Source organism: Haloarcula nitratireducens (assembly GCF_019599505.1).
On sequence record NZ_RKLT01000002.1, the window covers coordinates 552,452 to 572,898 of the forward strand.

At 68.7% G+C, this 20,447-nt stretch carries 22 protein-coding genes; 12 read left to right on the forward strand and 10 right to left on the reverse strand.

Features of this window, described 5'->3' with window-relative positions; genetic code table 11:
- Positions 1 to 7: 7 nt before the first annotated feature.
- From EGH23_RS09560 to nadA, 4 genes are read right to left on the reverse strand one after another with little or no spacing between them, the layout of a single operon-like run.
- A complete protein-coding gene (locus EGH23_RS09560; RefSeq protein WP_220579766.1) occupies positions 8 to 694 on the reverse strand; it encodes an RNA 2'-phosphotransferase in 687 nt (228 codons plus the stop codon).
- Positions 695 to 733: 39 nt separating this feature from the next.
- Positions 734 to 1,570, reverse strand: a complete 837-nt coding sequence (gene nadC / locus EGH23_RS09565; RefSeq protein ID WP_220579767.1) for a carboxylating nicotinate-nucleotide diphosphorylase — start codon at positions 1,568 to 1,570, stop codon at positions 734 to 736.
- Positions 1,570 to 3,075 (reverse strand): L-aspartate oxidase, encoded by a 1,506-nt coding sequence (locus EGH23_RS09570; RefSeq protein ID WP_220579768.1) that lies wholly within the window; start codon positions 3,073 to 3,075, stop codon positions 1,570 to 1,572. The genes nadC and EGH23_RS09570 overlap by 1 nt, the downstream gene beginning before the upstream one ends.
- 2 nt (positions 3,076 to 3,077) lie before the next feature.
- The gene (nadA, locus tag EGH23_RS09575) at positions 3,078 to 4,199 is read right to left on the reverse strand and encodes a quinolinate synthase NadA (protein ID WP_220579852.1); all 1,122 of its coding nucleotides are present in this window, start codon (positions 4,197 to 4,199) and stop codon (positions 3,078 to 3,080) included.
- 256 nt (positions 4,200 to 4,455) lie between these two features.
- Here nadA and EGH23_RS09580 point away from each other — a divergent pair, with 256 nt between their 5' ends.
- The 3 genes from EGH23_RS09580 to EGH23_RS26820 all read left to right on the forward strand — a co-directional run bounded on the left by EGH23_RS09580 (position 4,456) and on the right by EGH23_RS26820 (position 8,084).
- Positions 4,456 to 6,108 (forward strand): alkaline phosphatase D family protein, encoded by a 1,653-nt coding sequence (locus EGH23_RS09580; protein WP_220579769.1) that lies wholly within the window; start codon positions 4,456 to 4,458, stop codon positions 6,106 to 6,108.
- 503 nt (positions 6,109 to 6,611) lie between these two features.
- Complete coding sequence (gene hmgA / locus EGH23_RS09585) at positions 6,612 to 7,829, forward strand: hydroxymethylglutaryl-CoA reductase (NADPH) (protein ID WP_220579770.1); 1,218 nt, start codon at positions 6,612 to 6,614, stop codon at positions 7,827 to 7,829.
- A gap of 120 nt (positions 7,830 to 7,949) precedes the next feature.
- A complete protein-coding gene (locus EGH23_RS26820; RefSeq protein WP_268899421.1) occupies positions 7,950 to 8,084 on the forward strand; it encodes a hypothetical protein in 135 nt (44 codons plus the stop codon).
- 52 nt (positions 8,085 to 8,136) lie between these two features.
- On the opposite strand, the gene EGH23_RS09590 is transcribed toward EGH23_RS26820, so the two are convergent.
- Positions 8,137 to 9,255, reverse strand: a complete 1,119-nt coding sequence (locus tag EGH23_RS09590; RefSeq protein WP_220579771.1) for a YihY/virulence factor BrkB family protein — start codon at positions 9,253 to 9,255, stop codon at positions 8,137 to 8,139.
- A gap of 53 nt (positions 9,256 to 9,308) precedes the next feature.
- Positions 9,309 to 9,833 carry a DUF5817 domain-containing protein gene (locus EGH23_RS09595; protein ID WP_220579772.1) on the reverse strand — a complete coding sequence of 175 codons (525 nt, stop codon included), beginning with the start codon at positions 9,831 to 9,833 and terminating at the stop codon, positions 9,309 to 9,311.
- Positions 9,834 to 9,913: 80 nt separating this feature from the next.
- On the opposite strand from EGH23_RS09595, the gene EGH23_RS09600 reads away from it, so the two are divergent.
- The 3 genes from EGH23_RS09600 (at position 9,914) to EGH23_RS09610 (ending at position 12,071) form a co-directional block, all read left to right on the forward strand.
- Positions 9,914 to 10,252, forward strand: a complete 339-nt coding sequence (locus EGH23_RS09600; RefSeq protein ID WP_220579773.1) for a cupin domain-containing protein — start codon at positions 9,914 to 9,916, stop codon at positions 10,250 to 10,252.
- 146 nt (positions 10,253 to 10,398) lie between these two features.
- Positions 10,399 to 11,193, forward strand: coding sequence for a hypothetical protein (locus EGH23_RS09605; RefSeq protein ID WP_220579774.1), 795 nt, complete (start codon positions 10,399 to 10,401; stop codon positions 11,191 to 11,193).
- Between the two features lie 53 nt (positions 11,194 to 11,246).
- Positions 11,247 to 12,071, forward strand: a complete 825-nt coding sequence (locus tag EGH23_RS09610) for a hypothetical protein (RefSeq protein ID WP_236044719.1) — start codon at positions 11,247 to 11,249, stop codon at positions 12,069 to 12,071.
- A 165-nt stretch (positions 12,072 to 12,236) separates the two neighbouring features.
- Here EGH23_RS09610 and icd read toward each other — a convergent pair whose 3' ends face one another.
- Entirely contained in the window at positions 12,237 to 13,499 is a 1,263-nt protein-coding gene (gene icd, locus EGH23_RS09615; RefSeq protein WP_220579775.1) for an isocitrate dehydrogenase (NADP(+)), read from the reverse strand.
- Between the two features lie 112 nt (positions 13,500 to 13,611).
- Entirely contained in the window at positions 13,612 to 14,301 is a 690-nt protein-coding gene (locus tag EGH23_RS09620) for a hypothetical protein (protein WP_220579776.1), read from the reverse strand.
- 59 nt (positions 14,302 to 14,360) lie between these two features.
- Here EGH23_RS09620 and EGH23_RS09625 point away from each other — a divergent pair, with 59 nt between their 5' ends.
- The 3 genes from EGH23_RS09625 to map all read left to right on the forward strand — a co-directional run bounded on the left by EGH23_RS09625 (position 14,361) and on the right by map (position 16,585).
- On the forward strand, positions 14,361 to 15,212 hold the full coding sequence (locus EGH23_RS09625) for an isoaspartyl peptidase/L-asparaginase (RefSeq protein WP_220579777.1): 852 nt from the start codon (positions 14,361 to 14,363) through the stop codon (positions 15,210 to 15,212).
- A 33-nt stretch (positions 15,213 to 15,245) separates the two neighbouring features.
- The gene (locus EGH23_RS09630; RefSeq protein ID WP_220579778.1) at positions 15,246 to 15,560 is read left to right on the forward strand and encodes a hypothetical protein; all 315 of its coding nucleotides are present in this window, start codon (positions 15,246 to 15,248) and stop codon (positions 15,558 to 15,560) included.
- A 128-nt stretch (positions 15,561 to 15,688) separates the two neighbouring features.
- Positions 15,689 to 16,585: a type II methionyl aminopeptidase gene (gene map, locus EGH23_RS09635; RefSeq protein WP_220579779.1), complete on the forward strand. Its 897-nt coding sequence runs from the start codon at positions 15,689 to 15,691 to the stop codon at positions 16,583 to 16,585.
- Positions 16,586 to 16,816: 231 nt separating this feature from the next.
- Here map and EGH23_RS09640 read toward each other — a convergent pair whose 3' ends face one another.
- Positions 16,817 to 17,014 (reverse strand): DUF7835 family putative zinc beta-ribbon protein, encoded by a 198-nt coding sequence (locus EGH23_RS09640; RefSeq protein WP_220579780.1) that lies wholly within the window; start codon positions 17,012 to 17,014, stop codon positions 16,817 to 16,819.
- Between the two features lie 238 nt (positions 17,015 to 17,252).
- Here EGH23_RS09640 and EGH23_RS09645 point away from each other — a divergent pair, with 238 nt between their 5' ends.
- The 3 genes from EGH23_RS09645 (at position 17,253) to EGH23_RS09655 (ending at position 19,026) form a co-directional block, all read left to right on the forward strand.
- The gene (locus EGH23_RS09645; RefSeq protein WP_220579781.1) at positions 17,253 to 17,810 is read left to right on the forward strand and encodes an HIT family protein; all 558 of its coding nucleotides are present in this window, start codon (positions 17,253 to 17,255) and stop codon (positions 17,808 to 17,810) included.
- Positions 17,811 to 17,834: 24 nt separating this feature from the next.
- A complete protein-coding gene (locus EGH23_RS09650) occupies positions 17,835 to 18,755 on the forward strand; it encodes a cation diffusion facilitator family transporter (protein WP_220579782.1) in 921 nt (306 codons plus the stop codon).
- A 100-nt stretch (positions 18,756 to 18,855) separates the two neighbouring features.
- The gene (locus EGH23_RS09655) at positions 18,856 to 19,026 is read left to right on the forward strand and encodes a hypothetical protein (RefSeq protein ID WP_220579783.1); all 171 of its coding nucleotides are present in this window, start codon (positions 18,856 to 18,858) and stop codon (positions 19,024 to 19,026) included.
- 51 nt (positions 19,027 to 19,077) lie between these two features.
- Here the strand turns inward: EGH23_RS09655 and EGH23_RS09660 are convergent, their stop codons facing one another.
- Positions 19,078 to 20,361, reverse strand: a complete 1,284-nt coding sequence (locus tag EGH23_RS09660) for a tRNA (N(6)-L-threonylcarbamoyladenosine(37)-C(2))-methylthiotransferase (protein WP_220579784.1) — start codon at positions 20,359 to 20,361, stop codon at positions 19,078 to 19,080.
- Positions 20,362 to 20,447: the final 86 nt, after the last annotated feature.

Genomic DNA, 20,447 nt, shown 5'->3' on the forward strand with positions numbered 1-20,447 from the left:
CGGTCTCTCACTCGCCGTCCCGCCGAGAGAGGTACCGAGGCGGAACGCGATCGGCGGTGTACGTCGCTCGACCGCGTTGGGTGACGGTGTGACCGTCTGTTCGCATCGCGGCGGCGTCGACTCGCAGGACGACCGGGTCGTCGGCGTGACGGCGACCCACCTCCAGGGCGTCCTCGACGCTCCCCGAGAGGTGGACCTGCTGGCGGTTCATCGGCTTCAGCCCCTCGTCGAGGATCGCGTCGAGGTTCCGGGGTGCCGTCCCGTGGTACAGCGTCGCCGGCACCGGGTCGTCCGTCGCGTCGAGCGTGACGTCGACGGAGTGGCCGTACGCCGCGCGGATTCGATCGGCGTCGTCGCCCGCCCCCGTCGCTTCGGCAGTCTTCGCGTCCGCGCCGCCGGTGCGCTCGAACCGGCCCTTCGGGTCGGTCGCGACGACGGCCGCGAGCGCCTCTCGATCCGCCCAGCCGTACTTTCCCTCGACGGCAGTAGTGAGTGCGGCGAACGAGGTCCATCCCCCCGCATCCAGTTCGAGGCCCGCGTCCTCGGGGAAGTGACGGAGCGCCCCGGAGACGAACTTCGAGAGCTGGCGGCGGTGCTCGCCGTCTACGACGTGTCGCCCCTCGGAGCCGCAGGCCGGGCAGCTACTTCCTTCGAAGAAACCGTGGTCGTCACAGGTTCGGACGTCGTCGGGCATCACCCGACGGTGAGAGCGTGCGGCGGAAAAGCGACTCGCTCACCCGGTGCGAAAGGAGAGGTCGAGCGTCGGCGCGGAGTGAGTGAGCGACCCCATCGAGATCACGTCGACGCCCGTCGCGGCGTAGTCGGGCACGTCGGCGACGGTGATGCCGCCGCTGGCCTCGGTGAGCGCCGCGCTCTCGGTAGCCGCGACGAGTTCGACCGCGCGCTCGGTTTCCGCGGGCGTCATGTTGTCCAGCAGTACGATGTCCGCGCCCGCCTCGGCCGCCCTCGGGGCGTCGTCGGGCGATTCGACCTCCACGTCGAGTCGCGTGGCGAAGGAGGCCCGCTCGCGGAAGTGCGAGATGGCACCGTGCAGTCCCATCTCCGCGACGTGGTTGTCCTTGACCATCACCATGTGCGAGAGGTCGAGGCGGTGGGTGTCCCCGCCGGCGGCGGCGACGGCCCGTTTCTCGATGCCCCGCAGGCCGGGCGTCGTCTTCCGGGTGGCGGCGATGCGGACGCCGTCCGCCTCGGTCGCGTCGCCGGCTCTGACTTCGCGGGCTGCCTCGACCGCCCGTCGGGTCTCCGTGGCGACGCCCGACGCGTGGCCGATGAGGTTGACCGCGATCCGTTCGCCGCGCAGTATCTCCCGGGCCGCTCCCTCGACGCGGAGGACGACGTCGCCCGCCTCGATTCGGCCGCCGTCCTCGCTCGGAAGCCGCACCTCGCAACCGAGATACTCGAACACCGCGCGCGCGGCGTCGAGCCCCGCGACCACGCCGTCCTCCCCGGCGACGAGGCGGCCCCCGGTATCGCCCGGAACCTGGTTCGTCACGTCGTGGTGGCCCACGTCCTCGCGGAGCCAGCGCTCCACGTCGCCGTCGGTGAGCATCAGTCGTCGGCCGGCGGTTCCGCCGGCTCCGTGACGAGGTTGTGCGTGCCGACGCTCCGGTCGTTCTCGGCGGCGTGGCGTGCGACCAGCAGCGCGGTCACGCTGGCGTGGCGCAGTTCGTACAGCGACCGGGAGGTTCGGGTGCGGACGTAGGCGTCCACCTCGCCCTTGAGGCGGCGCAGCACCGCCATCGCGCGGCCGAGGTCGTCGGGGTCCCGTTCGACGCTCAACTGCTCGTCCATCACGCGGCGCAGGCGGTGGAACTTATCGCGGGCGAACCGCTCGGGGAGGTCCGGGTCCCGTTCCAGCAGGTCCGGCGCGTCGATTCGCTCGACGCCGCGGCCGGCGGCGTCCTCGCCCGCGCGCAGGCCCCAGACCAGCCCTTCGAGCAGCGAGGTCGAGGCGAGGCGGTTCGCGCCGTGGACGCCGGTGCGAGAACACTCCCCGACGGCGTAGAGCCGGTCGAGACTCGTCCGGCCGTACTCGTCGACCGCGACGCCGCCACAGAGGAAGTGCTCGGCGGGGGCGACCGGAATCCCCTCCCCCCAGTCGACGCCGTGGTCCGCACAGCGTTCCGCGAGACCGGGGAACTCCGTCTCGAAGTCGAGCGGGGAGACGTCAAGCAGTACCTCGCCGGTGGCCTCGCGTTCGGCCTTCACCGCGCGGGCGACCACGTCCCGCGGTGCGAGTTCGGCGTCCGCGTGGTACTCGGGCATGAACCGCTCGCCGTCGCCGTTGCGGAGTAAGCCCCCCTCGCCGCGAACGGCCTCGCTGACGAGGAACGGCGACTCGCCGTCCACACACACCGTCGGGTGGAACTGGACGTACTCCATGTCCGCGACGTCGGCCCCGGCGAGCGCCGCCATGGCGATGCCGTCGCCGGTGGCGTCGTCGGGGTTCGTCGTCCGGCCGTACAGCTCGCCGATGCCACCCGTGGCGAGGACGACGCTCCCGGCGTAGTGGGGCCGGACCTCGCCGTCGGATTCGAGCATCGCGCCGTGGACGCAACCCTCGTGACGGATCAGTTCGAGCGCGGCGGTGTCGTCCGTGATCTCGACGCCCTCGCGAGCGTCGAGGTAGTTCAGGAACGGGACGTGGACGTGTTTCCCCGTCGCCGCGTCGACGTGGAGGATGCGGTCCTCGCTGTGGGCGGCCTCCCGGGCGTAGTCCGGATCGTCGCCATCTCTGTCGAATTCGACTTCCAGCGTCTCGAACAGCACGTCCTCGACGGCATCGTTGGCGTTCTCCACGAGGACGTCGACGGCGGCGGGGTCGGCGGTGCCGTCGCTGGCCGCGAGGATGTCTTCTTTGAACTGCTCGGGGTCGTCCCGCGAGACGGCGATGCCGCCCTGCGCCCACCACGAGGACGCCCCCTCGGGACGGGTGGCCTTCGTGGCGAGGGTGACGTCGTCGCCCTGCCGAACAGCTCCGAGTGCGGCGGCTAACCCGGCGATGCCGGACCCGACGACGAGCACGTCCGACGTGTCGTAGTTCTGGTCCGTCACGGCTATATCTCCAGCATCCGGTCGAGCGCGACCTGCGCCAGTTCCTTCTCCTCGGGCGCGACTTCGACGACGTTGCGCTCGCGGCCCTCGACCAGCTCTTCGAGCACCCACGTGAGATAGTTCGGGTCGATCTGGCGCATCGCGTTGCAGTCCATGCAGGCGTCGCCACACAGCGGAATCACGTTCACTTCGGGGTGCCAGCGCTCGAGGTGCTGGGTGAGGTGGATCTCGGTGCCGATGGCCCACGTCTCGCCGGGGGCGGCCTCGGCGACCGTCTCGCAGATGGTCGCCGTCGAACCCACCACGTCGGCGGCCTCGACCACCTCGCGGCGGCACTCGGGGTGGACGATGACGTTCGCGTCGGGGTCCTCCTCACGGACCGCCTCGACGTGGTCCGCGCTGAAGCGCTCGTGGACCTGACAGTACCCCTCCCAGAGGACGACGTCGTTTTCGACCGCCGCAGCGGCGTCGGTCCCCTCGGGGTCCCACGGGTCCCACTCGACGGTCTCGTCTTCGATACCGAGCCGGTGCGCTGTGTTCTCTCCCAGGTGTTTATCGGGCAGGAAGAGGACTTTATCGCCCTTCTCGAAGGCGTACTCGAAGGCCTCGTGCGCGTTCGAGGACGTACAGACCAGCCCGCCCTGTTCGGCGCAGAACGCCTTCAGGTCGGCGTAGCTGTTCATGTACGTGATGGGGACGATAGTCTCGTCCGTCTCGGCGGTGAGTTCCGCCCACGCGGCGTCGACCTGTAGGGCTTCGGCCATCCCCGCCATCGGACAGGACGCCTCCATCGAGGGCAGAATCACGCGCTGGTCGTCGTCCGTGATGATGTCGGCGGACTCGGCCATGAACGTCACGCCGCCGAAGACGACGTAGTCCGCGTCGCTCTCTGCGGCCTCTACGGAGAGCTGATAGGAGTCACCGACGAAGTCGGCGTGTTCGACGATCTCCCGTCGCTGGTAGTTGTGGCCGAGGATGACCACGTCGTCGCCCAGCGTTTCGAGCGCCGCCTCGATGCGCTCGGTCCGTTCGTCCGCCTCTAGCTCCCGGTAGGCCGGGGGCAGCTGTTCGAGGTCGTCGTATTTGAAGAGACTGAGGTCGGTTTCGAACTCAGCTGTTTCCATTTCGGGCACGGTTAGGGAACCTCTCGGTACGTGGACATCGAACCCCGTCGTTGAAAATATTTTGCCTTCAATAATGCCCTATGGTATAATACATAGTCGACATGGGGAGTTTTGTCGAAATAGAATATATTACAGGAACCATCAGAAGTGCTTGACCTTCTCAATTGCACGAAGTGGACCCGATAAGCCGTCCTTAGCGCGGTTCGGCGCTCGATATTCTTCGGATTACTTAGTAGGTCTCAGTCGTCCGAAACGTATGGCTGACCCAAACGCGGTCGATACCGGCCGGCGTACCGTCCTCGCGGCGGCGCTCGCGGCCGCGCTTCCCGGTTCGGCGGTCGCCCGCGCCCACAGCGCGACGGGGCTCGCGGCGGCGAGTGCGCCCGCCGTCGGATCCGAGAACGGTGACGTCTTCCCGCAGGGCGTCGCCAGCGGCGACCCGACGCCGACGGGAGCGGTTCTCTGGACTCGTGTCGCGCCGGATGCCTACCGCGAGGGAACGGCGCTCACCGTGACCGTCGCCCGCGACGAGGGCCTCGCCGACACCGTCGGGTCGTGGCGCGTCCCCGCAGAACGCGTCGCCGGGCACGACAAGACGGTGAAAGTCGATCTGGACGGCGAACTCGACGCCGGCCGAGACTACTACTATCGGTTCGCCTACGACGGCGCGAGCAGTCCCGTCGGGCGATGTCGCACGCTCCCCGCGCCCGACGCCACCCCGGACCGGGTCGCCTTTGCGCTGTTGACCTGTCAGGACTACCGCAACGGTTACTACGGGGCGTACCACCACGTCGCGCAGGACGACGTGGACTTCCTCGTCCACCTGGGCGATTTCATCTACGAGCACGGCGGCGGCAGTTCTTACGACGGGCGTTCGCTCTCGCTACCCAGCGGCGAGGGCGTCGTGATGGATCTCGACGACTTCCGCTACCTCCACCGGACCTACCGCACCGACCGATTTCTGCGGGAAGCGCTGGCCGCCCACCCCATCATCCAGACGTGGGACGACCACGAGATCGTGAACAACCGCTACTGGGACTACGAGGAAGACCGTCCCTACGCCGGCGACGGCGACCATCCGCGCAACGACGATCCCGAGTTCATGACCCGACTGTTCGCCGACGGCATCCGAGCGTGGTGGGAGTACACGCCGACGCGCGTTCCTTACGACCCCGACGCCGACTCGCTGCTGGACCAGCTCGAACTGTGGCGCGGCTTCCGGTTCGGCGATCTCGTGGAACTGCTGGTGACCGACGAACGGCTCTACCGCACCGCGCCGGCCGACGGCGCGCAGTTCGAGGCCGAAATCGGGTCCGCGGGCGGGGAGATATCCGAGACGATGCTCGGCGAGACACAGCGCGAGTGGTTCACCGGCAGGCTGGCCGAGAGCGGCGCGACGTGGACGGCGTGGGCGAACGAGGTACTGGCGATGGAGTTCGACCTCGACCTCGGTGGGGCGGCGCTGCAGAACGCCGACGCGTGGGACGCCTTCGCGGCCGAGCGCGACCTGCTTCTGGAGCGAGCGGCCGCGGGCGACGGCTCGTTCGTGGCGCTCACCGGCGACATGCACACGGCGCTCGCGGGCTACATCGAGGGCGCGGACCGCCGCTACGGCGTCGAGTTCATGACGCCCGCCGTGACCAGCGTGAATCTGCGGGAGTTGCTGGAACTGCCCGACGAGGAGGGGGTTCGAGAGTTGCTGCAGGCTTACGTCCGGCAGTTCAACCCCCACGTCGAGTTCTTCGACAGCCACGACTGGGGGTACGCCACGGTCGAGTTCACGCCCGAGGACTGCACCTACAGCGCCTACGCCGTCGACAAGACCGACGACTCGGCGGACGCCGACCGCCGCCTGCTCGCTCGCTACCGCTGTCCGGCCGACGAGTACGCGCTGCAGCGGCAGGAGTAGCTGTATCCACAGCATCGTATCGGAATCGTGCGAACGTGAACAGCCGGAAAGCCCCGAACCGTTCGAGTCGGGGGGCTTACTTCGCTCCTTGGCCCCCGGCCTGCGGTGCTTGCTGCGCCCGCCTTCCCCGAACGGCTCGCCCCTTTCATTCCCACCCGGTTCGGGAAGCCGACCATCCAATGCGAGTGAACTGAGCGGAATCTCCGATTCCACCGAGGGTCGGAAGACGCTCCGCGTCTTCCGGGACTGAAAGGGGCCGTCATCGGGCGACGAGCCGCCCGCTTGCTCGGGAGACCTTCGGTCTCCCGGTGTCCGAGCGCGTTTACGTGGTCGTCTGCGCGACCCCTATTCGAGCGAGCGCCGCGAGCGAGAATATATCACACAGCGACCGTGCTCGGTCGGGGGCTTTCTGGCTGTTTCGTCGCTTACTTCTCACAGAGAAGTGCGAATCAGCGACGCTGGGCAAGAGCAACTGTTAGGACCCCGGCCCGCTACCGCCCTGTATGACCGGCACCGACGCCGAGGCGCTCGCCGAGCGGGTCCGCGACGGCGAGTTGCGCCTCTACGAACTCGAAGAGCACGCCGACGCCGAGACCGCCGCCGCCGCCCGGCGACATCTCCTGGCCGAGGAGACGGGCGTCGATCTGGACGTGGTCGGCGAGTACGCCTTCGACGCCGCCGACGCCGAGCCGAACATCGAGAACATGGTCGGGGCCGCCCAGATCCCGATGGGCGTCGTCGGCCCGCTCCCCGTCGACGGCGGGGCCGCCGAGGGCGAGCACTACCTGCCGATGGCGACGACGGAGGGCGCGCTGCTGGCCTCCGTCAACCGCGGCGTCTCGACCATCCGTACGGCCGGCGGGGCGACCGCTCGCGTCCTCAAGTCGGGGATGACCCGCGCGCCGGTTTTCCGCGTCGAGGACGTGGCCGCGGCCGGCGAGGTGTCGGCGTGGGTCCGCGAACACGTCGGCGACCTCGCCGAGGCCGCCGAATCCACGACCGGCCACGGCGAACTGCAGGACGTGACGCCCTACGTCGTCGGCGACAACGTCTTTCTCAGGTTCTCCTACGACACGAAGGACGCGATGGGGATGAACATGGCCACCATCGCCACCGAGGCCGCCTGCGAGGTCGTCGAGCGCGAGACGCCCGCGGACCTCGTCGCGCTCTCGGGCAACCTCTGTTCCGATAAGAAGCCCGCGGCCATCAACTCCATCGAGGGGCGGGGCCGCACCGTCGCCGCCGACGTACTGATCCCCCACGAACAGGTCGAGGAGCGCCTCGATACGACCACGGAGGCCATCGTCGAGGCCAACACCCGAAAGAACCTCGTCGGGTCGGCGAAGGCCGGCGCGCTGGGGTTCAACGCCCACGCCGCCAACGTCGTCGCCGCGGCCTTCCTCGCGCTGGGACAGGACGCCGCGCAGGTCGTCGAGGGGAGCAACGCCATCACGACCGTCGACGCCCGGGAAGACGGCCTCTACGCCTCGGTCACCATCGCGTCGCTGGAGGTCGGCACCGTCGGCGGCGGGACGGGCCTGCCCACGCAGGCCGAAGCGCTCGACGTGCTGGGATACGCGGGCGGCGGCGACCCCGCCGGGATCAACGCCGACGCGCTGGCGGAGGTCATCGCCACGGGCGCGCTGGCGGGCGAGCTCTCGCTGCTGGCGGCGCTGTCCTCGCGGCATCTCTCGTCCGCGCACGCCGAGCTCGGGCGGTAACGCGCTCGGCCGCTCGCTCCACTTTCACTTCCACCGCGGGGTTGGCTGCGATTTATTCCCAACCGCCCGCAATCTACGCGTAGCGTCCGACGGGCGGCCCCCGCGGGCGCTGCCACCACCATGTTCCCCGAACAGCGACAGCACGGCACCGAGTCGACGGTATCGCGCGCACATTTGCTCTTGCACCTGCTGAAGTTGGCGGTGACGACGCTCGCCGCGCTGGTCGGCGTCGGGAAGACGCTCGGATGGGTGTGAGGGCGTCGGCGGTTTCCCGGCAGTGGTCAGTCTCCCGTAGTCGATCCGACGGTTAGTCGCTCGTCGTCGGCGTCGACTGTCGGTCGGGGGAGTCCGTGCTCGTCGAACCGTGTCCGTCGCTCTCGGCATCGTCGTCGGGGTGCCACCGCAATACGACGGTTCGCGTCTTCTGACCGCCCTCGACGGAGGAGGACTCGGTCAGTTCCACGTCGTCGCGCGGCCACGGGTGGGACGGCGACGTGTCGGTCCCGGGACCGTCGCGGCTCGGCTCGTACCCGCCGGCGAGTTCGGTCTGGAAGTCGGCCAGATACTGCCGGAGTTCGCCGCGGGTCAAGGTCGTCTCGCGCTCGGTCGTGTACTTCGAGGCCCCCGCGCCGACGCCGCCGGGATCGCCCGTCGCGTGACCGCTGATGACGGCGTTGATGACCGTCCCGATGAGCAGGACGATGCTGGAGAAGTAGAGCCACGTCACGATCAGCAGGACGCCGCCGAAGAGGCTCGTCGTACCGCCGCCCTTGACGCTCAGGTAGATCTGGAACAGCGACTGGAAGACCGCCCACCCGACCGCGGCGACGACGGTGCCCGGGAGGACCTGCCGCCACGAGAGGTCCGCGTCAGGGAAGACGTAGTACATCGGGAAGAACGCGGCGACAAGTCCCCCGAGGAGGACCAGGGGCATCACGTAGCCGCCCAGCGGGAGGCGATCGGCGAGCCCGGCGAAGGCGGCGCTCGCCGCGACCGTGCCCAGCACGCCGACGACCAGCGAGACGAAGACGACCAGACCGTCCTGCAGACTATCGACGATCGAGCTGTCGGCGGTGCTCTCGTAGATCTCCGAGAAGGCCGTGTCGAGGCCGCGGAACACCTTCAGCGACCCCCACAGCAGGACGACGAGGCTGATGGCCGAGGTCCCCGCCGACGACGCGCCGCCGCTGAACACCTGCTCGACGAGGTCGGCGATCGGCGCGGGCAGCGAGGACTGCGCGACGCTGACGATGCGGTCTTCGAGGCCGGTCCCGAACGTCGTGGTCACGATGAGGAGCAAGACCAACAGCGGGGCCAGCGAGACGAAGGCGTTGTAGGCGATGCCGGCGGCCATGAACGGGACGTTCTTCTCCGTGAACTCGCTCACGACCTGTTTACCGGTCGCTTTGACGCCGGACAGTTCCATTTATCGGCCCTACGCTCTCCGGACGGAAGCCGTGTCTGCTTGCACTTCCCACCTCAGAGCAGTCGATACGTGCCGCGGGACTCGCTGACCTCGCCGGCCCGGACGAGTTTCGCCAGCGCGTCGCGGGTGTAGTCCGCTGGCACGTCGCGTTCCGCGGCGTAGGCCACCACCTCGTCCTCGGTCGGCGAGTCCAGTTCGCGCAGCGCCGACAGCACCGTGTCTTTGCGGCTGGACCCGCTCGTGGCCCCCTGTTCGGCCCGCTCGCCCGCCGCCGCGACGCGCTCGCTGTCGACCCCCGACGCTTCGAGGTACGTCTCGTCGTCGACGCCCGACTCCTCGGCCCGTCGTCCCATCTCGGCGTAGGAGTCCAGTTCCGCGAAGTCGTCGCCGTGGCCCTGCCGGTTGGCGAGCATCGAGGCGCGCACCTCGCGGGCGTGGGCCTCGTCGTCCGTCTCCACGAACTTCCGGCGCTTGGCGTGCTGGCGACGCTTGCCACAGCGCGGACACTGGGTCGTCTCCGGGCGGCCCTCCACGACCCAGAGCGCGCTGCACTCGCTGCACCCGACGACCGCGTACATGGACTCGGGTTGGCCCGCTCCGGGGTTGAACGTTCGGGTCGGCCTGTGGCTTTAGGCCCCCCGGTGTCGATAGCCCGGGCATGCAGGAAGTCCCGCAAGCCGCGAGCGAGACGGTCGAGGCCGTCGACGGCGTCCACCTCACGCGGCTGGCCGTCGGCGAGGCGATGAGCGTCCAGCACTTCCACATCGAAGGCGGCGCGGTCGTCCCCGAACACGACCACCCCCACGAGCAGGTCGGGTTCGTGGTTCACGGAACCGCCACCTTCGAGGTCGACGGCGAGGAGTACGTCATCGGTCCCGGCGACTCCTACGTGATCCCCGGCGACGAACCCCACCGCGTCGAGAACCGCACGGACGAGCCGGTCAGCGGTATCGACGTGTTCAGCCCGCCCCGTACCGACGCCGACTGGCGGGACTGAGCGGAATCACAGATTCCGCGAGGGTCGGAAGGCGCTCTGCGGTTTCCGGAACTGAGCGGAATCCGTGATTCCGCGAGGGTCGGAAGGAGGGTGCGACTTCCGGAACCGACCCAAGACACTTCTCCTCACCGTACCGAGTCACGGGTGTGTTCCGGCCGCTCGCCGCCCTCCTCGTCGCTCTCCTCGCCGTGACCGCCGGGTGCCAGGGACTCACCGCCGGAGAGAGCATCCCCGAGCCCGTGACGCCCGCGCCGGTCCCCTCGGCGACGGCGACCGCGCCGACCGGCCCGTTCGACGCCCAGCGACTCGCCGACCGCCACAGGGGGTCTCTCTCGAACCGCTCGTACGCGATACTGGTCCGGTTCACCGTCCGGTACGAGAACGGGACGGTCGGCGCGATGCGCGACCGCATCGCCGTCGGCGACGATGGGACGTACCGCTGGGAACGGCGGACGACGTCGGCCTATCCCGGCCGAAGCCGCAATCGATCGGTCTGGTACGACGGGGCCCGGAGCGCCGTCCGGCGAGCGACCGACGACGGCGACCTGACCGTCTCGACGGTCGACGGGAGTTACCTCGGTGATCCGACGCTATCGGGGTTCCTCGGACGCCTCCTCGGCGGATTCGACGTCTCGGTCGAGCGGACGGCTACCGGGCAGCAGTTGTCGAGTACGCGCGGCGAAACCGGCGCGGTGCCGCACCCGCCCAACGTCAGGGATATCACCGATAGCTCCCTGCGGGCCAGCGTCGACGGCGGCGTGGTCAGTTCGCTTCGCATTCGAGGCGAGGGGACGAACAGGCGGACCGGCGAGCCCGTGACCGTCTGGTTCGAACTCCGGACCACGGCCGTCGGCGAGACGGACCCGGCGGAACCGGCGTGGGCGACAAAAGCCCTCGCGAACGAGACGGAAACCGTCGTTCCCCGGAGCGAGGAGAGCTAATTCTCACGTGGGTAGTAATCATCGCCTTCGTCGGCGGTAGCCGCGACATTCGTTTGAGTGCCGAGCGCGTCGGTTCGGTGATGGACGCCCGGACGCTCGTCGTCGCGTGTGCGATCTTCCTCGCGGGATGCGGTGGCTTCCCCGTGAGCGACGGTCCGGAAGTGATAACGCCCGCTCCCGTCCCCACCGACGGCGTCCAGTACCCGCCGGGCGCGACCGCCGACGGCGTCGTCCCGTCCGTCCTCGCCAACGCCCACGCGGGGTCGCTCTCGACGACCAGTTACACGCTGTCTGCCAGACAGGAGATCCGCGACGCCGACGGCGACGTCGTCCGCCGGACCGAGCGGACCCACTGGGTCGCGCCGAACGCCTCGACCTATCGCGGCCGGTTCGAGCAGAACGTGAGCGAGTACCGCACCGGCCCGGCGACGACGCGGGTGGACTACTGGGCCAACCGCACCATCGTCGCGACCCGTTACGTGAACGAACGCGGCGAGGTGACGCTTCTGCGGTGGCCCGCCGGCAACGGCGACCTGCTCGCCGACCTCTCGGACGAACAGCGGCTGGCGGGCGAGCTCGCGGCCGTCGAAACGCGGGTCGCCGGCCGGACCGACGACGGCGGCGTCGTCCTCGTCAGTACCCGAGCGCGGGAGACCGAGGAACTGACTACGCCGCTGTTCGTCAGCGACGTAGAGAACGTCACGGTCCGGATGCGCGTCCGCTACGACGGCGTCGTCGTCGCCCGCCGGTTAGCGTACGACGCGACCCTCGGCAGCCGCTCGGTCCACGTCGTCCGCACGGTCCGGGTGACGAACCTGGGCGTCACGACCGTCGAGCGGCCGGTCTGGGTCGACGAGACGACGATGTCGGAGCGGTAGCCGCGTCCGTGCGATGGCGGGAAGAAAATGCGAGGGGGCGTGAGAGCCGTTTTCCGCGAGTTCCGCTACGTTCCGACGGCGAAGCCGTCGGAGTCCGAGCGGCCCTCTAAGAGAGTTTCTCTATATTCCCGGAAATCGGAGATTTCCGGGCGCACGAAAAGTTGGCTACGCCAACTTTTCGATGTTCTCGACGACCGCGTCGGCGAACTCGCTGGTGGCGAGCTTGTTGCCGCCCTCGATCTGGCGCTCGAGGTCGTAGGTGACGTCGCCGCTGGAGATGGTCTCCTCGACGGCGTCGCGGACGAGCTGGCCGGCGTCGTTCCAGCCCATGTACTCGAGCATGAGGCGACCGGAGAGGATCATCGCGGTCGGGTTGACCTTGTCCTCGCCGGCGTACTTCGGCGCGGAGCCGTGAACCGGTTCGGCGAGACAGCGCGACTCACCGAAGTTCGCGCCGGGCGCGATGCCGAGGCCGCCGATCTGCGCGCCGGCGGCGTCGGACATGTAGTCGCCGTTGAGGTTCATCGTCGCGATGACGCTGTACTCGTCGGTGCGGGTGAGGAGCTGCTGGAGCATGTTGTCCGCGATGCGGTCGTTGACGACCAGCGAGCCCTCGGGCTGTTCGCCGTCGTACTCGTCCCACAGCTCGTCCTCGGTGATGACGTCCTCGCCGTACTCCTCTTCCGCGACCTCGTAGCCCCAGTCGCGGAAGGCGCCCTCGGTGAACTTCATGATGTTGCCCTTGTGGACGAGGGTGACGGAGTCGCGGTCGTTCTCGATGGCGTAGTCGATGGCCTCGCGGACGAGGCGCTTGGTGCCGTACTCGGTGATCGGCTTGACGCCGATGCCGACCGGGCCGTCGTGGATGGTGCTGTCGAAGCCCATCTCGTCCTCGACGAAGTCCTTGACCTCCTGGACCTCGTCGGTGCCGGCCTCCCACTCGATGCCGGCGTAGACGTCCTCGGTGTTCTCCCGGAACGTGACCATGTCCATCTCCTCGGGGTCCTTCACGGGCGAGGGGACGCCGTCGAGGTGGTAGGTCGGGCGCACGTTCGCGTAGAGGTCGAGCGTCTTGCGGAGCGCGACGTTCAGCGAGCGGAAGCCCGCGCCGACGGGGGTCGTGAGCGGGCCCTTGATGGCGACGTTGAACTCTTTGATCGCCTCGACCGTGTCGTCGGGCAGGTTCTCATCGTATCGCTCGCGGGCGGACTCACCGGCGTAGACGCGCATCCACGAGATGTTGCGACCGGTGGCGTTGGCGGCGGCCTCTAAGACCTTCTGGGCGGCCGGGCCGACGTCCGTTCCGATGCCGTCCCCGTGGATGATGGGGATGATCGGGTTCTCGGGGACTTCGAGTTCGTTGTCGTCAGTGACCTGAATCTGCTCGCCCTCGTCGGGCACCTCCACTTGCTCGTAATCGTAGCCCATATCGGGCAGTCGCCAGTCGGGCCTAAAGGACTGCCGTTTTACCCACAGACATGGTAACGAGGGGCACGTTCAGAGGCGGACACGAACGGGCACGAACGGAAACCGAATTCGCTCATCGCAGCGCGTCGAGCATCGCTTTCAGTTCCGTCGGCCCGTTGGTGAGCAGTGCACGGGGGAACCGACGGCGGGCCCCCTCGATCGCGTCGTCGAGCGCCGCCCCAGCCTCGGCGAAGACGCCCTCGCCGTGGCCCAGTAGAATCCGGTCAGGGTCTAGGTCGGCGAACGTCTCTCGCGGCGGGGAAAGGCGGCTGAACACCCGCATCGAGAGCCGTTCGCCGCCGACGGCGTAGGTCCCGGCGGCCAGGAAGTCGGGGACGTACAGCGTCCCGTCCCGTTCGCGGTAGGCGACGGTTTCGCACCACGCGCGCAGGGGGTTGAGCCGCCGGAGTTCGAAGCCCGCGAGCGGGTCCGCACGCTCGACGGGCGCATCGACTACGTCGGCCGCTCTGTCGACGCCCGCTGGGACGGTCACCGGTACGTCGTGACGTGCCGCGAACGCCGCCGCGTCGCGGGCGTGGTAGTCCGAGAGGACGGCGACGCCCGCGACCGGTCCGAGGTCGGCGTACAGGTCCGAGACGCCGGGCGCGTCCAGCGGGTCGAACAGCCAGACGCCGCCGTCGGTCCGAACCGCGTGGCTCGTGCGGCGGCCGCCCTCCTGCGGGAACGCCTGCCAGCCGACGCCCTCGTCCCAGCGATCGACGACGCGGAAGTCCTCGGCGTCGTCGCGGTCGTACATGGGCATACGAGAACGGGCGGCGGACGGGGCGAGACGTTTTCGGTCTGGCGGACGCGGGAGACAGTATGCACGTCGTCGTCCACGGCGGAGCGGGAACCCCGCCCGACGAACCGGCAGCGCGGCAGACGACCCTCGCGGACGCCGCCGAGCGCGCGAGCGAGGCGGAGACGCCCCTCGAAGCCGTCGGGGAGGCCATCAGGCCGCTGGAGCGCGACCCGGCGTTCAACGCCGGCGTCGGCGGGGCCGTCCAGAGCGACGGCGTCGTCCGGACCGACGCAGGGCTGATGACCGGCGACGGGATGACCGGCGCGGCGTGTGCGATGACCGGGGTCTGTCACGCCGCCGCCGTCGCCCGCGTCGTCACCACCGAGACACCCCACGTCCTCCTCGCCGGCGACCCGGCGGTCGAACTGGCCGCCGCGAGCGACATCGAGACCGACGAGGACCTCCTGACCGAGGAGACGCGGGACCGCTACGAGCGGGCGGACCCGCCCGGCGATGACGTGGGAGACCACCTCGCGTGGGTGCGCGAGCACTTCGCCGGCACCGACACCGTCGGGGCCGTCGCCACCGACGGGGACCGGCTGGCGGCGGCCACCTCGACGGCGGGTCGCTGGTTCGCGCTGGCCGGTCGGGTCGGCGACGTCCCGCAGGTCGGGTCGGGTTTCTTCGCCGACGACCGTGGTGGTGCGAGCGCGACGGGGGAAGGTGAGGCCATCGCCCGCTTCGGACTCGCTCGACGGGCCGTCGAGTTGCTGGAGACGTTCGGCCCGCGACAGGCCGCCGAGGAGGCCATCGCGGAGTTCGAGGCGTCGACGGGGGGTCGGGCGGGTCTCGTCGTCCTCGACCACGCGGGCCGCGTCGGCAGCGAGTACAACACCGATTCGATGCAGACCGCGCGGACGCCGCGGGGGTGAACGCTTTTCGCGGCGGCCGTCGAACGCTCGAATATGGAGCCCCTCTCATTGGTCCTCTCCGTCGCGTTCGCGCTCCTCGCCGCCGTCGTCGCCGGATTCGACGCCGCCCGCCGCGGGCAGTCGTGGGCCGGAGCGGCCCTCGCGGTCGGCAGCGCGACGCTGCTGGCGTGTTCCGGCGTCGCGCTCGCGGCCGACGCGCTCCTCTCGGTCTACGCCGCCGCGGTCGGTCCGGTCGTCGTGACGACGCCGCGTGCGTACCTCGGACTCCTGGTGACCGTCGCCGCCGCGGTCACCGCCGCCGTCCTCTCGGGCTACGGCGTCCTCGCTCGATTCCGCTCGACCGCCTGATACGGATTGTTGTAGCGATTTCCCGATACGCGCCGACCCCGGGGACGGCGCTATCCGAAAATAATCTACAATAATCCGTATGACCCACAACGACAAACGCTTTCACGCACAGCGCCGAACGCCGGGACATGAGCGACGTGGACTTCGAGTCCGAGCAGTACGAGAAGTGCCGCGAGGCCGGCGAAATCCTCGCGCAGGTGCGCGACGAGGCCGCAGAGCGAGTCGAAGTGGGCGCGTCCCACCTCGAAGTCGCCGAGTGGGCCGAGGAGGAGATCCGTGAGCTGGGCGGCGAGCCCGCCTTCCCGGTCAACATCTCCATCGACGAGGAGGCCGCCCACGCGACGCCCGAGCGCGACGACGAGACCACCTTCGGCGAGGAGATGGTCAATCTCGACATCGGCGTCCACGTCGACGGCTGGCTGGCCGACACCGCGATCACGGTCGACCTCTCGGGTCACGACGAACTGGCCGCGGCCTCCGAAGAGGCGCTCGACGCCGCCCTCGACGTGGCCGGTCCCGGCGTCGACGTCGGCGACATCGGCGCGGCCGTCGAGGAGGTCATCGAGGGGTACGGCTTCAACCCCGTCGTCAACCTCACCGGGCACGGACTCGGCCACTGGGAGCAACACACCGCGCCGAACATCCCGAACCGCTCGGTGTCACAGGGCGCGGAACTCCAGCCCGGCGACGTCGTCGCGATCGAGCCGTTCGCCACGGACGGTCGCGGGAAAGTCCAAGAGGGAAGCTCGGAGGAGATCTTCGCGCTCGAGCGCGAGGGGTCCGTCCGCGACCGAAACGCCCGACAGGTCCTCGAGCAGATCGCGGAGGAGTTCAAGACGCTGCCCTTCGCCGCCCGGTGGCTGGACTCCCCGCGGGCGAAGATGGCGCTCCGTCGCCTGAAACAGCAGAACATCGTCCACGGCTACCCCGTCCTCAAAGAGGAGGCGGGGAAATTCGTCAGCCAGAAAGAGCACACCGTCATCGTGACTGACGACGGCATCGAAGTGACGACGCGGTCTCGATAGGACGGCCGCGAAGCGAAGCCGCGAGGCGAAGCGAGCGGCCGGGTCACGTTTCAGCCGGCCGCTCGGACAGTCCTGTCCGCGGGAAGCGCGGCTACGAACGGAACGGTTGGGAGAGTAAGGAACGGCTACGGACGGAGAGCGGCGCTCACAAGCGCGTTCTGCGCGGCGAGGACGACGCCACACGGCCCGCACCGTGGGCGTCGAGACGTGTGTCAGTTCTCGATGGGATGGCTATGCGTTGTTCATCCGCGTGTGCGTGGTGGTGCCACAGACCTGGCACTCGCTGACCCGATACGGTTCTCGGGAGAACTCCGCGTTCTCGCGTTTGGAGCTCTCGGTCTGTATCTGGACACGCACGTCGTGTGGTGTCTCGCGGTCGCATGACGAGCATGCCTCTGACATATCGACGCCGTCGTTTGTAGCTGCCATCCCACTCAGGTCTACCGGCGAGAGGAGTATAAAAACCCCCCACCGTTGGATCCGTTTAGCACCGTTTTTCGCCAGACGGCAACGGAATCTGTGAGTTATCGACTCTGACGGTTGCATACGGTTTAAAACAGTCCCTGAAACTGTCTCGCGGGGTATGGAACAGAAACGGCCGGTATATTTAAATACTCGTTTGGGGCGGTCGAAGTCGTTTTAGGCGAATCGGCCACACGATGGCCGTATGGACCAAGTGTTCGCGCCGTGGCGCATCGAGTGGGTCGAACGAGAGGACGAGACGGAGGGCGACGAGTGCGTCTTCTGTGCGTTCCGCGACGGCGACGCCGACCGCGAGCACAGGGTGGTCGCGCGGGGCGACCGCGCGTTCGTCCTGCTGAACAACTACCCCTACAACCCCGGTCACGTCATGGTCATTCCGCACGACCACACCGGCGAGTACCGCGCGCTCGACGACGAGACGCTCTTGGAGCACGCGCAACTGAAACAGCGGGCGTTCGACGCGCTGGAGTCGGCGCTCTCTCCCGACGCGTTCAACGCCGGGCTGAACCTCGGCGGGTCGGCGGCCGGCGGATCCATCGACGACCACCTCCATACCCACGTCGTCCCGCGCTGGGACGGCGACACGAACTTCATGCCGGTCGTCAGCGACACGCAGGTCATCGTCGAGGCGGTCGAAGATACCTACGACCGATTACACGAGGCCTTCGCCGAACAGGACGGGGCCAGCGTTCCGGACACGGACCGGGCCGTTCGCGTCGAAGCGCCTCCGAAGGGGCTTTAATCGCCCCTGTCTACGTCCAGGCAGATGTCGCGCTCGCGCCGCGCTACCCTCCGGCGGGTCGGTCTGCTCGTTCTGGGCGTCAACGTCGTGTTGGCCCTCCTGAAGGGCGGCGTCTGGCTCACGACCGGCAGTCTGGCGGTCCAGTCGGAGGCGGTCAACAGCGTCGCCGACACCGCCTACTCGCTGGTCGTCGTCGCCGGGCTCTACCTGACGACCCGACCGCCGGACTTCGAACACCCCCACGGCCACGAGCGCATCGAGCCGTTCGTCTCGCTGTTCGTCGCCGCCGGCATCTTCGCCGCCGGCGGCGTCGTCCTCTGGCAGGCCGCGAGCGCGCTTTTGAGCGGTGACGTCACCGTCACGCGCGGCCCGACGGCCGTGGGCGTCCTCGCGCTCACGGCGCTCGTCAAGTACGCCCTCTATCGGTACTGCCTGCGCGCGGGCCGGGAGCGCAACTCCCCGGCGCTGGTGGCGACCGCGAAGGACAACCGCAACGACATCCTGACCGCGGGGGCCGCGCTGGTCGGCGTCGTGGGCGCGACCGCCGGCTACCCGATGGCCGACCCGCTCGCGGCCATCGTCGTCTCCGTCGGCATCGTCTACACTGGCGTCGAGGTGGTCCGGGACAACGTCGCCTATCTGGTCGGGGCCGCGCCGCCCGAGGACCTCCGCCGCGAGATTCTGAAGCGGGCGCTGGACCACCCGCAGGTGCGGGGCGCACACGACGTCATCGCCCACTACGTCGGCCCGGAGATCGACGTGAGCCTCCACATCGAGGTCGAGGGCGACCTGACGCTCCGGGAGGCCCACGACATCGAGACGGCGGTCATCGAGGCGATACGGGACCTGCCCGAAGTGGACGACGTCTTCGTCCACGTCGACCCGAAGGAACTCGGCGAGTGGAAGGACGACGACGAGGTCGAGCGGTTGGCTGATTTGGAGTGAGTGCGCGCGTTTCAGCGCTTCCGAACCGTCGGACAGCCGGCTCGCCGCCGCGATCGGCACCCGTGCCGGTTTCCCTCCCCGGCCCGTAGTGCCTGATAGCATGGCACACATGACAGCAGAGCTCAGCGACGGAACCGAGATAACGGAAGTCCTCGAAGTCGTCGAGGGATCCAACGGCGTACACCTGAAGAAGGAAGTCCAGGGGGGCGACATCGAGCGCGTGGCCTACATCCCCTATCCGAACCTCACCTACGTGTATTACGACCAGTAATCATCGCGCCACTTCGTAAACTCAGGCGACCCGGCCCACCGACGGGTCGTCTCAGTCCGCCAACTGCGCTCGCTCGACCGGCACGCCGAAGGCGTACACCGTGTTGTGACTCGTGATCTCCACGTCGACGAAGTCGCCGGTCTCCAGTCCGCGCTCCTCGGCGTCGGCGACGACGACCTGTCGATAGGCCTCGTCGTAGCCCACCAGCGACTCGTCGGTGCCGTCCTCGACCAGTAGCACCTCGGACTCGCAGCCGACCATGTCCTCGTAGGCGTCGCCCGTCACGTCCATCTTCAACTCGGTCATGGCCTTCGAGCGGTCCTTCTTGGTCTGGCCGCCCAGTCCCTTCATGTCGGCGGCGTCGGTGCCGGGCCGCTTCGAGAAGCGCGTGACGTTGATCTTCTCGGGACGGGTCTCCCGCAGGAGGGCCATCGACCGCTCGTGGTCCTCGGGGTCCTCGGTCGGGAAGCCGACGATGAAGTCCGTCGAGAGCGTCCAGTAGTCGAGGGCGTCGTCGAACGCCTCGACGACCTCCAGATACTCGTCCACGGCGTGTTGGCGGCGCATATCGGCCAGCACGTCGTCGCTGCCCGACTGCACCGGCGCGTGGATGAAGTTGTACAGTTCGTCGTGTTCGGCGAAGACCTGCGCGAGTTCCTCGCGGACGCCGTGCAGTCCCTTCGGGTTCGCCATCCCCACGCGAACGCGGAACTCGCCGTCGATCTCGGTGCAGATACGTTCTAAGAGTTCGGGAAGCAAACTCGTCCCCCGATTCCGGTCCCAGCCGTAGACGCCGGTGTCCTGTCCGGTGATACGTATCTCCTTCGCGCCCGCGTGGACGAGCGCTCGGGCCTTCTCGACGTTCTCGGAGACTGGCGGCGACTCGATGCGGCCGGTCGCCTGCTTGGTGATGCAGTACGAGCAGTCGGACATGCAACCCCGGGCGACGGGGAGGATGCCGACGACGCCGTTCAGGACGGTCTCGGTGTCGGGCGTCACGGTGGGACACTCGCCGTTGAGGACGTGCTGGGGCACGTCGTCCCAGTGGAGCACCTCGGCGTCGACGTCGGCGTCGCGGAACTGCTCGCCCTGTGCGAGCGCCATACAGCCCGTGACGACGAGGTCCGCGGGAGTTTCGTCGTCCAGCTCTCTGGCCCGCGCGAGCATGTTGCGCTCGGTCTTCTCCAGTACCGTGCAGGTGTTGAGGATGGCCACGTCCGCCGACTCCGGCCCGTCGGCCGGGTGGTGGCCGCCCTCGCGGAGCGCCTGCTCTATCTGCTGGGTCTCACCCCTGTTGGAGGTGCACCCGTACGTCTCGATGTGATAGCGGGCCATTCGTCCGAAGGATACCGCCTCGTCGGCAAAAGGGCGACGGATTTGGCCGACCGATACCGCGCCGGCAGGCACGTGTTACTATGTGT